Annotated in this window: 10 protein-coding genes; 7 read left to right on the top strand and 3 right to left on the bottom strand. The window is 66.9% G+C overall.

Features of this window, described 5'->3' with window-relative positions; genetic code table 11:
- Nucleotides 1-30: 30 nt before the first annotated feature.
- Both DESPIGER_RS09110 and DESPIGER_RS09105 read left to right on the top strand, forming a co-directional pair.
- Complete coding sequence (locus tag DESPIGER_RS09110) at nucleotides 31-372, top strand: hypothetical protein (RefSeq protein ID WP_072337692.1); 342 nt, start codon at nucleotides 31-33, stop codon at nucleotides 370-372.
- A 45-nt stretch (nucleotides 373-417) separates the two neighbouring features.
- A complete protein-coding gene (locus tag DESPIGER_RS09105; RefSeq protein ID WP_072335842.1) occupies nucleotides 418-930 on the top strand; it encodes an adenine phosphoribosyltransferase in 513 nt (170 codons plus the stop codon).
- A gap of 375 nt (nucleotides 931-1,305) precedes the next feature.
- Here the strand turns inward: DESPIGER_RS09105 and DESPIGER_RS09100 are convergent, their stop codons facing one another.
- On the bottom strand, nucleotides 1,306-2,328 hold the full coding sequence (locus tag DESPIGER_RS09100) for an SDR family oxidoreductase (protein WP_072335839.1): 1,023 nt from the start codon (nucleotides 2,326-2,328) through the stop codon (nucleotides 1,306-1,308).
- Between the two features lie 388 nt (nucleotides 2,329-2,716).
- On the opposite strand from DESPIGER_RS09100, the gene DESPIGER_RS09095 reads away from it, so the two are divergent.
- Together DESPIGER_RS09095 and DESPIGER_RS09090 are read left to right on the top strand one after the other, a co-directional pair.
- A complete protein-coding gene (locus DESPIGER_RS09095; RefSeq protein WP_072337690.1) occupies nucleotides 2,717-3,910 on the top strand; it encodes a glycosyltransferase family 4 protein in 1,194 nt (397 codons plus the stop codon).
- A gap of 145 nt (nucleotides 3,911-4,055) precedes the next feature.
- Nucleotides 4,056-5,405, top strand: coding sequence for a sugar transferase (locus DESPIGER_RS09090; RefSeq protein WP_072335836.1), 1,350 nt, complete (start codon nucleotides 4,056-4,058; stop codon nucleotides 5,403-5,405).
- A gap of 106 nt (nucleotides 5,406-5,511) precedes the next feature.
- Here the strand turns inward: DESPIGER_RS09090 and DESPIGER_RS09085 are convergent, their stop codons facing one another.
- A complete protein-coding gene (locus DESPIGER_RS09085; RefSeq protein WP_072335833.1) occupies nucleotides 5,512-5,961 on the bottom strand; it encodes a Cd(II)/Pb(II)-responsive transcriptional regulator in 450 nt (149 codons plus the stop codon).
- Nucleotides 5,962-6,508: 547 nt separating this feature from the next.
- Here DESPIGER_RS09085 and DESPIGER_RS09080 point away from each other — a divergent pair.
- Entirely contained in the window at nucleotides 6,509-8,851 is a 2,343-nt protein-coding gene (locus tag DESPIGER_RS09080; RefSeq protein WP_231927666.1) for a heavy metal translocating P-type ATPase, read from the top strand.
- Nucleotides 8,852-8,880: 29 nt separating this feature from the next.
- Complete coding sequence (locus DESPIGER_RS09075) at nucleotides 8,881-9,999, top strand: hypothetical protein (RefSeq protein ID WP_083575360.1); 1,119 nt, start codon at nucleotides 8,881-8,883, stop codon at nucleotides 9,997-9,999.
- Between the two features lie 218 nt (nucleotides 10,000-10,217).
- Here the strand turns inward: DESPIGER_RS09075 and mutL are convergent, their stop codons facing one another.
- The gene (gene mutL / locus DESPIGER_RS09070; RefSeq protein WP_072335828.1) at nucleotides 10,218-12,398 is read right to left on the bottom strand and encodes a DNA mismatch repair endonuclease MutL; all 2,181 of its coding nucleotides are present in this window, start codon (nucleotides 12,396-12,398) and stop codon (nucleotides 10,218-10,220) included.
- Between mutL and DESPIGER_RS13350 the strand changes: the two genes are divergently transcribed.
- Nucleotides 12,378-12,797: a hypothetical protein gene (locus tag DESPIGER_RS13350; RefSeq protein ID WP_231927557.1), complete on the top strand. Its 420-nt coding sequence runs from the start codon at nucleotides 12,378-12,380 to the stop codon at nucleotides 12,795-12,797. The two genes, mutL and DESPIGER_RS13350, sit on opposite strands and share 21 nt — an antisense overlap.
- Nucleotides 12,798-13,067: the final 270 nt, after the last annotated feature.

Genomic DNA, 13,067 nt, shown 5'->3' with positions numbered 1-13,067 from the left:
CTGCCGCAATCCCTTTCCCCGGAGCCTGCTGTGCGCGATCCCCTGGTCAAGGCCTACGGCCATGTCTACCCTGTGACGCCCGCCCTGTACGCGGCGCTGGAGTCGGCCCTGCGCGACGCCCTCAACGAGGACGAGGACGTGCCCCTGCTCTGCCAGGAAGGCGACATGGCCCGCATCTCCATGGAAGGCGCCTACTTTCCCGAAGACGAGGTGGTGGCGGCCTTCCGCACCCATCTGACACCGGACATGCAGGGCAAGCTGGACGTGCTCGATATGGACGGCTGGCGCCTGACCCGGCATGTGTTCGCCGGCGGTCAGGTCAAAAGCAGCAGCGCGCCCCTGAACAATGTCCTGGACTATTCCGGCCATTGATGCCGGACATCCCCTTTTTTCCCGCTTTCCCCGCAAGGAGCCCGCATGGATATCGCCGCCTTCATCCGTCATGTCCCCGACTACCCCAAGCCCGGCATCCTGTTCTATGACATCACGCCCCTGCTGGCCTCGCCCGAGGCCTTCGGGGAGGTCATCGGACGAATGGCCGACGCGGCCCGGCCCCTGCGGCCCACCCGCGTCGTGGCTGCCGAAGCGCGGGGCTTTCTGTTCGCGGCGCCACTGGCCCAGCGTCTGGGCGTGGGCCTGGCCCCGGTGCGCAAGCCCGGCAAGCTGCCCTGTGCGGCCTTCGAGGTCAGCTATGACCTGGAATACGGTTCCAACACCCTGTGCCTGCACAAGGACGCCCTGGCCCCGGCAGACCGTGTCCTCATCGTGGATGACGTGCTGGCCACCGGCGGCACCGTGGACGCCATGATCCGTCTGGTGGGCCGGAGCGGCGCCACCGTGGCGGGCTGCTGCATGCTCATGGAGCTGGATGCCCTGGGCGGCCGCACGGTGCTGGGCGACATCCCCCTGTCCGTGCTGCTGCACGTGTAGCCGGGAGCTTTGTTTTTTTGTGGCAGCGTTGCTGCCTGACACAAGACCTTTATTTGAGGGGGCCCCCCCTCAGCATAGCTGCCGATGCCCGTAGCTTCCTCCATCGCAACGGGCACGGCCTGCGGCCGCCATCCGGTCGCTGCGGGCGCGAGAGGGGCTCCCCCCCTCAAACTCCCCCTCCCCAGCGTGCTTTATCCGACGTCCAGGCCCTTCTGCCCTGGCAGGAGGGCCTGGACGTTTCACATGGAACAGAAAAGGACGGCAGAGGGAGAAGATGCGGGGGCCCCTCCCCGCACGATCCATCCCCTGGAAGACAAAAGGCCCCCGACGCGAAAAACGCGTCGGGGGCCTTTGTCTCAAAAACGGAAGGAACGCCTACAGGTTGGCGGCGTACCAGTCGCCGGCCAGGCGCAGGCCGGTGCGCACGTCGAACTGGGGCTCATAGCCCAGCAGGGTGCGGGCGCGGGTGATGTCGGCCAGGGAGTGGCGCACGTCACCGGCACGGAAGTCGCGGTGCGTGGCCGTGGCCGTGGCGGCTTCGGGCATGTGGCGCACCACTTCCTCGCGGATGAGGTCGAACAGTTCGTTCAGGGTCGTGCGCTGGCCAAAGGCCACGTTGTAGACCTTGTTGCGGGCTTCGGCCGTGGCGAAGCTGGCCAGCAGGTTGGCCTGCACCACGTTGTCGATATAGCAGAAGTCGCGGCTGGTCTCGCCGTCGCCGTTGACGAAGACGGTCTCTTTCTTCAGCAGGCTGGCGAACCACTGGGGGATGACGGCGGCATAGGCGCCGTAGGGATCCTGACGCTGGCCGAAGACGTTGAAGTAACGCAGGCCCACGGTGGTGAAGCCATAGCAGCGGGCGAACACGTCGGCATAGAGCTCGTCCACGTACTTGGTCACGGCATAGGGCGACAGGGGATGGCCGATCTTGTCCTCCACCTTGGGCAGTTCGGGGGAATCGCCGTAGGTGGAGGAGGAGGCGGCGTAGACGAAGCTTTTCACGCCCGCATCACGCGCGGCCACCAGCATGTTGAGGTAACCGGTGATGTTGCAGCTGTTGGACAGGATGGGATCGTCGATGGAGCGCGGCACGGAACCCAGGGCGGCCTCGTGCAGCACATGATCCACGCCTTCGCAGGCCTTGCGGCAGGTATCCAGGTCACGGATGTCGCCTTCGATGAAGGTGAAGCGGCTCCAGGCTTCGGGGCCCACCAGGGCTTCCACCATGTCCAGGTTCTTCTGGTAGCCGGTGAGGAAGTTGTCCAGCCCCACCACGGTCTGCCCCAGCTTGAGCAGATGTTCCAGCAGGTTGGAGCCGATGAAGCCGGCAACGCCGGTCACCAGCCAGGTGGAGGGTTCGGCACGCATCTTTTCGCACAGTTGGATATAGGCGCTCATATAGCCTTCCTTAATAGAGGTCGTGATTGCCCGCCGGGAGGCCGCGAAAACGGGCGGGCCCGCCTTCGCGGCACAGACGGCGTGCTTTCCTTGTACGCTGTGCCGACGCCGCTGTCAAAAGACGGCGCCCGGCCCCCGGCAGGGGCTTTTTTCCGCATCCTGCCGGAATTGCGTTTTTTCGGCCGCATCCCGTGGCCGCCCGCAGGGCCCCTTTGCCTCTTTTCAGCGGCAAGGGATGCTGGTATAGCCCGTGAAGAGCCCACCAAACAGGAGGGCACCCCCAGAGGGCCCCTTCCGGCCCGGACAGGCGGGGATGCCGTTTTCCCCCAGGTCAGACAGCGCCCCATCACGGAGCGCGCCCGCCGGACAGATGGGCAAAGGATATGCCGTGAAAATATTCGTCCTGGGCAATCAGGCCCGCTCCACTTCCAATTTCTGGACCGTCCTCATGCGCCGGATGCGTGCCGCCGGGCATGAGGTGCTCTGCGCCGTGCCCGCGGGCGACGACGCCGCCGACGCCGCCATCCGCGCCATAGGGGAGGAGGATCCCTCCTTCCAGAAAGGTCCGGCCGTGCGCCTGTGCCATTATCCCCTGGACCGCAAGGGCCTCAACCCCCTGCGCGACATGGCCACCATGCACGCCCTGTACCGCCTGTTCAGGCAGGAAAAGCCGGACCTGCTCTTCGCCACCACCATCAAGCCCGTCATCTACGGCTGCATGGCGGCGCGTCTGGCGCGGGTGCCGCACATCTACGCCACCATCACCGGCCTGGGCTACGCCTTCGAGGCGGACACCTTTTTCAAGAAATGCGTCAACCGCCTGAGCATCGGCCTGTACCACTGCGCCCTTGCCGGGGCTGAAGGCGTGTTTTTCCAGAACCGCGACGACGCCGAGCTCTTCCGCACGGTCGGCATCCTGCGCCACGGCGCACGCGTGCTCATGGCGCGCGGCGGCACCGGTGTGGACATCCGCCGCTTTGCCGAAGCGCCCCTGCCGCCCCTGCCCGCCGGGGACTGCGCCCCCCAGGCGCGGGAGATCATCTTCCTGCTGGTGGGCCGCCTGCTGGAGGGCAAGGGCCTGCACGAATACGCCGCCGCGGCCAGGGAGCTGAAAACGCAGTACCCCGCCGCCCGCTTCCAGCTGCTGGGCCCGCCGGAACAGGGCCTGGGCAGTGTGGACCTGGCCCAGGTGCGCCGCTGGCAGGACGAAGGCAGCATCGAATATCTGGGCGAGACCCGCGACGTGCGCCCCTATGTGGCGGCCTGCCATGCGCTGGTGCTGCCCTCGTGGCGGGAAGGCACGCCCACGTCCATCATGGAGGGCATGAGCATGGGCCGTGCCGCCGTGGTCACGGACGTGCCCGGCTGCCGTGAAGTGATGGAAGACGGCGTGAACGGCTTCCTCTGCGCCGCCCACGATCCCCGTTCGCTGGCCGCCGCCATGCGCCGCTTTCTGGACGATCCCGGGCTGCTGGCCAGCATGGGGGCCGCCGGCCGGGAGCTGGCCTGCCGCGAATTCGACGCCGAGGTCGTGGCCGAAAAGATCCTGGTGGACATGCGCGTGCCCCGCGCAGCCGGATAACCGGGGAAACCACAGCGGGCCCGGAGCGGCCCGCTCCTGTCCCGGCCCTGCCGCCGGGACGGCTCGCGCCCACGGGGACAGCCCGCCCGCCGCATGCGGGCCGCACGGGCCTGTCCCGTCCCCTGTATGAAACAATGGAGAAACTATGATCAGCCGTTACCGCATGGCATTGATGCAGGTGGTGGACCTGTGCTGCATCCTGCTGGCCCTGGCCGTTTCGGGCATGGTGACCATCGCGCCCGACCTGAGCGTCTTTGACGACTATACCGGCGCGTCCCTGTTCACCATCTTCTTCTACCTGCTGTTCTTCTACATCCTCGATGCCTACAGCGTGGGCATGGAGGACTTCAAGGACACCCTGGGCCGCATCCTGGTGGCCTGCGTGCTGGGCATCATCAGCTCGGCCACGGCCTCCTTCGCCCTGGAGAACTGGCGCTTCGACCGCGTGACCGTGCTCCTGCTCTTCGCGCTCTCCTTCGTGTTCTGCCTGGGCTGGCGCTTCCTCTACTACCTCAATGCCGACAAGCTGACCCATCCCCTGCGCGTCCTGCTGGTGGGCGTGGACCGCGGCGGCAAGGTGCGCAAGCTGCTGGCCGAAGGCCTGCCCAAGGCCCGCATCCTGGGCTATGTGGGCGAAAAGGACCAGGATCCCGACGCCGGTGAATGCTTCGGCCCGCCCTTCATGGCCCTGGAAGCCGCCAGGCAGCACAATGCGACCATGATCGTGCTGCTGCCCGACGCCCCCATCGACGACGACATCGCCCACGACCTGCTGGAAGCCAAGCTGCACGGCGCCATGGTGGTGGACATCCGCACCTTCTACGAGCATGTGGTGCAGCGCCTGCCCCTTTCCCAGATCACCGAGGAATGGCTGCTGCAGACCGAAGGTTTCTCGCTCAACACCCGCGGCAGCCTGCGCCGCCTGAAGCGCGCCTTCGACCTGTTCCTGTCCCTGATGCTGCTCATCCCGGCCGCGCCCGTCATGCTCATCACCGCCCTGCTCATCCGTCTGGAATCGCCGGGCCCGGTCATCTACCGCCAGGACCGCGTGGGCCTGTATGAAAAGGAATTCACGGTCTACAAGTTCCGCTCCATGCGCACCGATGCCGAAAAGAACGGCGCCGTCTGGGCCGCCGCCAACGATGCCCGCGTGACCCGCGTGGGCAAGTTCATCCGCAAGGTGCGCATCGACGAGCTGCCCCAGATCTGGAACATCATCAAGGGCGACATGAGCTTCATCGGCCCCCGCCCCGAACGCATGACCTTCGTGAAACAGCTCAAGGAACACATCCCCTATTACAGCCTGCGCCATACCGTGAAGCCCGGCCTCACCGGCTGGGCCCAGGTCTGCTACCCCTACGGCGCCAATGAGGAAGATGCCCGCCACAAGCTGGAATACGACCTGTTCTATGTGAAGAACATCTCCATCCTGCTGGACATCCACATCATCTTCAAGACCGTGGGCGTGGTGCTCTTCCCCAAGGGCGCGCGCTAGGCCGGGCATCCCGGTACAAGGATGACGGGGCGGACCAGCGGCTGGTCCGCCCCGTTTTTTTCTTCCCGTCCGAATGCAGAGGGGCCGAAAGACGGCCCCGCGGGACTCAGGGATGCTCCTGCCCCGCGCGCCGCTGCCGCGCCTGGCAGTACAGGCAGTTCCCGCCGTCGATGAGGCTCTTCAGGATGCCGCAGCCCCCTTCCCGGCTGCCGTCGCATGTGTGGTACAGGGATTCAAGATGCGCCTTGAGGTGCTCAAGGTCCCGTATCTGCTGCTCCACCGCTTCGATATGCTTGCGGATGAGCGCGTTGATCCACTCGCAGCTGCCCGTGGGGTGGTCGCTGTACACCAGCAGGGTGCGGATCTCGTCCAGGCTCATGCCGTGCTGGCGGCAATGCCGGATGAAGCGCAGCCGCGCCATGTCCTCCTCCCCGTAGAGACGATAGTTCCGTTCCGTGCGTTCCGGGCGCTTCAGCAGCCCCTCCTTCTCATAGTAGCGGATGGTGACCACCTGGCAGCCGGTCATCTTTGCCAGCTCGCCTATCTTCACTTTCATGCGCGTCCTCCCTGTCCGATCTGTCCGGCCTGTCCGGGCCATGCCGGCAGCGGCCGGAAAAATTTTTTTCCCCGGGGCTTCCTTTCCTCTTGACCCTATAGCGACTATAGACCTTATGGTCCAGGTATAGCAAGAACGACAAGAGGACGCCGGACACCGGCATCCCCGTGGAGGAACGACCATGAGCAGTGACGCACTGTTTTTATGCCCCTGCGGTGCCTGGCACCCGCAAGGCTTCGTATGTGACAAGGTGGCCCGCGCCACCCCGCCCGCCGGTCACGAACACGCCGCCCGCGACGGCCACGGACATGAGTGCCACGGCCACAGCCATGCATGCTGCGACCATGACCACGGGCATGACGACCACGGGCACGACGGCTACCCGCCTGCCCATGCGGCAGACTGCCACGCGCACGAACACGAAAACGGCGGCCACGATGCGCACGCGCATGACGGCTGCTGCTGCGGCCATGACGCGCCCCAGGCCGTGGACTGGAGCACGCTGGCGGCCCCTTCCGCCACGCGTGCCGTGTACCGCATCCTCAACATGGACTGCCCCATGGAAGAGGCGCTCATCAGAAAAAAACTGGCCACCGTCCCGGGCATCACCGGGCTCGGCTTCAACCTCATGCAGCGTGTGCTCACCGTGGAGCACGAGCTCCCGTCCACGGCGTCCATCGAGGCTGCCCTGAAGGCCATCGACATGACGCCGGAACCGCTGGATGCCGCCGGCGGCGCCACGGCCGTCTTTTCGGTGGACGGCATGGACTGCCCCACGGAAGAACGCCTCATCCGCAAGGCCCTGGACGGCCTGCCGGGAGTGCTCGGCCTTGAGGTCGACCTGATGCAGCGCCATGTGCGCGTGCGGCACGAGCCCGCGGCCCTCCCGGCCATCACCGCCGCCCTGGAAGGCCTGGACATGGGCGCCCGGCTGCTGGAAGGGACGGCACGGCCCCAGGACGCCATCCCGGTCCCCCGCATCCCCTGGAAGCGGCTGGCCGTGGCCGGCGGCTTTGCCGCCCTGGCCGAGATCCTGGAGCTCATCCAGCACTGGGGGGCGCGGCCCTTTGGGCTCGACCCGGCCACCTGGAGCGTGGGCGGCTGGCCCGTGCTGACGCTCCTGCCCCTGTGCTGCGCCCTCATCGCCATCCTGCTGAGCGGCCTGACCACCTACCGCAAGGGCTGGCTGGCCGTCTCCAACCTCGACCTGAACATCAACGCCCTCATGTCCGTGGCCGTCACCGGGGCCGTGCTCATCGGGCAGTTCCCGGAAGCCGCCATGGTCATGGTGCTGTTCAATGTCTCGGAAGCCATCGAGGCCAAGGCCCTGGACAGGGCCCGCAACGCCATCAAGGACCTGCTGGCCCTGGCGCCCGATACGGCCACGGTGCTGCGTGAGGACGGCAGCTGGCAGGAAGCCGACATCCGCACGGTGGCCGTGGGCAGCCGCGTGCGCGTGCGCCCCGGCGAAAAGATCGCCCTGGACGGTCTGGTGCTGGACGGCCGTTCCCTGGTGGACCAGTCGCCCATCACCGGCGAGAGCATGCCGGTGGAAAAGAAGGCCGGGGACACGGTCTACGCCGGGACCCTCAACACCTCCGGCTCCTTCGAGTTCCAGGTGACCGCCGCGGCCACGGACACCACGCTGGCCCGCATCATCCATGCCGTGGAAGAGGCCCAGGGCAGCCGCGCCCCCATGCAGCGCTTTGTGGACACCTTCGCGCGCTATTACACCCCGGCCGTCTTCCTGGTGGCCCTGCTGGCCGCCGTGGTGCCGCCCCTGTTCCTGGGCAGCGCCTGGACGGACGCCATCTATACCGCCCTGGTCATCCTGGTCATCGGCTGCCCCTGCGCCCTGGTCATCTCCACGCCGGTGAGCATCGTCAGCGGCATGGCCGCCGCCACCCGCTACGGCATCCTCATCAAGGGCGGCATGTTCCTGGAACAGGGCAGACGCCTGGACTGCCTGGCCCTGGACAAGACCGGCACCCTCACCCACGGCAAGCCGCGCCAGACCGACTGCCTGTGCACCGGGCAGGAAGATGAGGCGGAAGTCCGCTCGCTGGCGGCCAGCCTGGCGGCCCGTTCCGACCATCCGGTTTCCGGCGCCATCGCCCAGGCCGCGGCGGAAGACCATATCCCCCTGCGGGACGTGGACGACTTCACGGCCCTGCCCGGTCAGGGCGTCAGCGGCGTCATGGACGGCCGGCGCTGGTACCTGGGCAACCGCCGCCTTGCGGCATCGCTGGGCCGGTGCCCGGCAGAGGTCGGGGAGCAGATCTCCCGGCTGGAACGGCAGGGCAAGACCGTGGTCGCGCTCGTGGGCGACGACGGCATCCAGGCCCTGCTGGCCGTGGCCGACACGCTCAAGGAAAGCAGCCTGGAAGCCGTCAGGGAACTGAAAAAACTGGGTGTGACCACGGTCATGCTCACCGGTGACAACGAACACACGGCGGCGGCCATCGCCCGCCAGGTGGGCGTGGACAGCTTCAAGGCCGGTCTGCTCCCGGCGGACAAGCTCGCCGTCATCGAGGAACTGGAAGCCCGGGGACACACGGTGGGCATGGTGGGCGACGGCATCAACGACGCCCCGGCGCTGGCCCGGGCCCATGTCGGTTTCGCCATGGCCGGCAACGGCACGGACACGGCCATCGAGACCGCCGACGTGGCGCTCATGGACGACGACCTGCGCAAGATCCCCCGCTTCATCCGCCTGTCCCGGGCCACCTTTGCCATCCTGGTGCAGAACATCACGCTGGCGCTGGGCGTCAAGGCGCTGTTCTTCGCCCTGACCTTCACCGGTCACGCCACCATGTGGATGGCCGTCTTCGCCGACGTGGGCACGGCCCTGCTGGTGGTGGCCAACGGCCTGCGGGCCATGCGGCAATAACCCCTCTCCCTTCATCAAGGAGCATAACCATGTCCCAACAAAAAACAGGTCTCATGTACGTTCCCGCCTCCGCCGCTTACAAGGCTGGCGATGGCTATCTCTGTATCCCTGCGGAATATTCTCCCTGGATAAGCACCACTGACTATTACGATACCCCGGAACGGGTGACGGAGGCCCATGCTTTGCTGGAGCGGTCTGGGCTTCTGGCAAAACTTGTCCCCATCGCACCCCGTCCGGCCACCCCGGAAGAGCTTACAGGCTTCCATTCCGCTGCCTATATCGAGAAGCTGCAACGCCTCAGTGCCGGTGAAGGCGGCCTTGTGGGCGAATATTGCCGGATCGGCCACGGCGGACTAGATGTCATAGCCCAGGCAGTGGGCGGCGACCTCGTGGCACTGGATGAGGTCATGGCGCGCCATGTCCGCAACGCCTTCTGCCTCCAGCGTCCTCCGGGAGCCCATGCGGAACGCGAAAGCGGCTTCGGCTTCTGCGTAGTGAACGATTTCAATATCCTCATCCAGCGCGCACGCGAAAAGTATGGCCTGAAACGGATCATGCTCATCGACTTCGACAATCACTACAAAAACGGTATTGAACAGGCCTGGTACGATACGGATGAAGTCCTCTACGCAGAAACGCACCAGAGTGGCGCCATGGCCGAAAATTGTGCGGCCGATAAAAACGCCGACCATATCGGCGAGGGAGCGGGACAAGGCTACAATGTGGTCATCCCCATGCCTTCCGGCTCCGGTGATGCCGCCTACATCAAGGCCTTTGAAGAAATCATCGTCCCTGTCGCCGACCAGTACAAACCGGAACTTGTCGTCCTTATCGCCGGCTTCGCGTCCAATATCTTCGACCCGCTGGGGCGTCAGCAAATAACCGCCAGAGGTTACGGCAAGCTGACGAAACTGGTGTGCGGCATCGCCGACCGCCACGCCGACGGGCGTCTGGTGGCTGTCCTGGAGGGCGGCAAAGGCAACTATATGTCCTTCTGCATCCTGAACGTGCTGGAGGCCATGAGCGGCGAAAAAACGGACGTTCCGGATCCCGTTGAGGGCCTGATCGTCCGTAACCATCTTACTCACGACCAGAACGTGGCCATAGAAAACGTCAAACATCTCCTGGCGCCCCACTGGCACCTGTGATGCCCGAGGCTCCCGCATGCATGACAGACCGGGACAGCCCCCTGAGGGACTGTCCCGGTCTTTTTCTTATCATATGGCACCTGGATGCCTGTTTTTACGGCACGGCCAGAAAGCTGCCGGGCGGGGACGAACCTGCCGTGCGGCGGGAGGCCGTCAGCACAGGAACGTGGCGTTCCCGCAGGTACGGGAGCGCTGCCGCGCACACAGGCCCGGAAGCCTCACTGCCGCCGCTTGAACAGTTTCTCCAGCGCCACGGCATCCCAGCGCAGGATGCTGGGACGGCCGTGGGGGCAGTATTCCCGCTCCGGCGTATGCAGCCACTGGCGCAGCAGGGCCGCGGCCTCGTCATCGGCCAGACGCTGCCCGGCCTTGATGGCGCCCTTGCAGGACAGGGAAATGAACATGGCACGGATGTCGTCCTTGCGGCCGGCCAGCACCTCGCGCAGGAATTCCCCGGCCTCGCTGCGGGACAGGGAGGGCGGGATGCCCCGGGCCAGCAGACGGCCGCCGGAGCAGGAGACATCGAAGCCCATGCGCTCCAGATTGTCCCGTACTTCCAGAAAGCGTTCCTCTTCCACCGGCTGCAGGGCCAGTTCCAGCGGCAGGGCCAGGCACTGGGCCGTGCCCGCGAAGGCCCCCTTGCGCAAGCGTTCGTAGAGCACACGCTCGTGCGCCGCGTGCTGGTCCAGCAGCATCAGGGCGCCGGAAGCATCACGCAGCACGAGGTAGGTCCCGGCCACCTGGCCCAGATAGGTCAGGTCGCCCACCACCAGCTCATGCCGTCCGGCGGCGCTCTCGTCCGTCACGTCGGTGCCGGTCCCGCAGACGGCATCCCCGGTCCCCGGCAGGCCCTCCGGCCCGCCCGTCTCCGGCACAGGGGCATGTTCCGCCAGGTTTTCGTCCGTGCTCTCCGGGGCCGTCACGGTCGCCGCATGTCCGGGCGGCATGGCCGAGCGGGCCGTCTGCCGGGCGCTCTCGAAAAATTCCTGCCTGTCGGCGGACAAGCGCCCCGTCCCCTCCGCATCCTCCGCGAAGGACGCGGCCGAAAACGCAGAAGGGGCCACGGCTTCCCGCAGGCCCGCGGGGGCCGTGCGCCCGGAAGCGAAGGCCGCCGCACTGCCGGGCGGTGACGGCATGACCGGGGCATCCGCCGTGTAGCCCGTGCCCGTCATGGCCCCGGGGACCGTGCTGCCGTCCGCATCGGGCCGCCGCACCTGCCACTGCCCCTCGTCTTCCCGCGTCCCGTCCTCCACATGCCGCATCAGGGGCGCGGCATCGGCACTGCCCCAGAAGCCCTGCGGGCGCGGGGGCAGGTCGTCCCACAGGCGGGACTGCGCCGCCACCGGACGGGCATCGTCGGCTTCGCGGGCCGCGTCCAGCACGCTTTCCACATCGCTGACCAGGGCCCCCTGCACGGCATGGAGCACGGCGGAAAAGACCGAGGACTCGTCCCGGAAACGGACTTCGCTCTTGGCCGGATGCACGTTGACATCCACCATATCGGGCGGCATATCCACAAAGAGCACCACCTGCGGGTAGTCCCGGCTGGTGATGCGGCCCTTGTAGGCCTCGCGCACGGCGGCCAGCAGGCGCTTGTCGCTGACGCTGCGGCCGTTGACATACAGCAGGATGCGGTCCCCGCGCTGCTGGCTCACCGACGGCAGGGCCGCCAGACCGCGGGCCCGGATGCCGTGGCGTTCGGCATCGAACGGCCGCAGGGCCTCCACCACCAGGCGCGGCCACAGCTGGGCCAGCCGGTCACGCAGGCCCTGTCCGGGCAAAAAGCGCAGGGCCTCGCGTTCCCCGGCCCTGAGGCTGAAGCCCACGTCGCAGCGGGCCAGGGCCAGACGCACCAGCCATTCCTGGGCCCGTTTGAGCTCCGTGGCCGGGGTCTTCAAAAACTTGAGCCGTGCGGGTATATTGGTGAACAGATCGCGCACTTCCACGATGGTGCCCCGGTGCAGGGCCGAAGGCTCCACCGCCAGCAGGCGGCCGAATTCCACCACGATGCGGCTGGCCTCCGTCGCGCCGTCGGCTCCGGCCACGGCGGACTCCATGCTGAAGCGGGCCACCGAGGCGATGCTCGGCAGGGCCTCGCCGCGGAACCCGTAGGACGCGATATGTTCCAGATCGTCCATGCTGGCGATCTTGCTGGTGGCGTGACGGGTCACGGCCAGCTCCAGTTCGCCGGGGGCGATGCCCGCACCGTCGTCCTGCACGCGGATGCAGCTCTGCCCGCCGTTCTCCAGGAACACGTCCACCCGTGTGGCCCCGGCATCCAGGCTGTTTTCCACCAGCTCCTTGACCACACTGGCCGGACGCTCCACCACCTCGCCGGCGGCGATCTGATTGCGCAACTCAGGCGGTAACAAACGAATATGACGAGATACTCCAGACATGCGGCCACTCTATCCGGCCGCCAGACGCAAGGCAAGCGCGCCCTCCGGCGCCCCCTCAACCGCAGACGTCCCCTGCTGCACGGCAGCCGTTCCCTGACCGCGCGGCAGGAAGACCCCCATACGGTCAACGTGCCCGTGCTGCCGCAGCCGGAAGCCTTCGACCCCGACATGCTCTATGTGGAGTGCGGCCATTGCGGCGCGCCCATCGTCTGGGAAAAGGGCCGTACCCGCCGCCTGCTGGCGGCCGTGGGCATCGACCCGCTGGAACTGGACGCCAGCTGCGTGCTCATCACCGATTCCTGCCCCCTGTGCGGCGGCAAGGGACGCTACACCATCCAGATCTACCGCATCAGCGCGGCCCGCAGCGGCCGTCACGTGTTCTACGCGGGCAATGCCTGATCCCTGTCACAGCCCCAAAACAGGACGCCCGTCTCCCCCGGGAGGCGGGCGTCCTGTCGTCCGGGTTTCCGGCGTGCGGGCCGCCTTGCCGCCCACCTGGCGATAACATGATCCTGCTGCCGGGATTCCTTCCTGCTGCCGCAGGCACACCACGCCCCCGCATCCCCGGCCTCACCGCAGTCCTGTCAAAGGGATGGGGGCTTTTGGGCCCCCCCTCGCGTCAGCAGCGGCCGAATAGCGGCCCAAAGGGCCGTGCCCGTCAGCGACGAA

The sequence above is a fragment of the Desulfovibrio piger genome (genome assembly GCF_900116045.1).
Lineage (GTDB): Bacteria > Desulfobacterota > Desulfovibrionia > Desulfovibrionales > Desulfovibrionaceae > Desulfovibrio > Desulfovibrio piger_A.
The sequence above is the reverse complement of the archived record's forward strand: the minus strand, read 5'-3'. Positions and strand labels throughout refer to the sequence as shown.

Bases quoted from the DNA above. Each gene is read 5' to 3' on its own strand.
- DESPIGER_RS09105 (WP_072335842.1), top strand. From the start codon at position 418: ATGGATATCGCCGCCTTCATCCGTCATGTCCCCGACTACCCCAAGCCC.
- DESPIGER_RS09100 (WP_072335839.1), bottom strand. From the start codon at position 2,328: ATGAGCGCCTATATCCAACTGTGCGAAAAGATGCGTGCCGAACCCTCC.
- DESPIGER_RS09090 (WP_072335836.1), top strand. From the start codon at position 4,056: ATGATCAGCCGTTACCGCATGGCATTGATGCAGGTGGTGGACCTGTGC.
- DESPIGER_RS09085 (WP_072335833.1), bottom strand. From the start codon at position 5,961: ATGAAAGTGAAGATAGGCGAGCTGGCAAAGATGACCGGCTGCCAGGTG.
- DESPIGER_RS09080 (WP_231927666.1), top strand. From the start codon at position 6,509: ATGGACTGCCCCATGGAAGAGGCGCTCATCAGAAAAAAACTGGCCACC.
- DESPIGER_RS09075 (WP_083575360.1), top strand. From the start codon at position 8,881: ATGTCCCAACAAAAAACAGGTCTCATGTACGTTCCCGCCTCCGCCGCT.
- DESPIGER_RS13350 (WP_231927557.1), top strand. From the start codon at position 12,378: ATGACGAGATACTCCAGACATGCGGCCACTCTATCCGGCCGCCAGACG.
- mutL (WP_072335828.1), bottom strand. From the start codon at position 12,398: ATGTCTGGAGTATCTCGTCATATTCGTTTGTTACCGCCTGAGTTGCGC.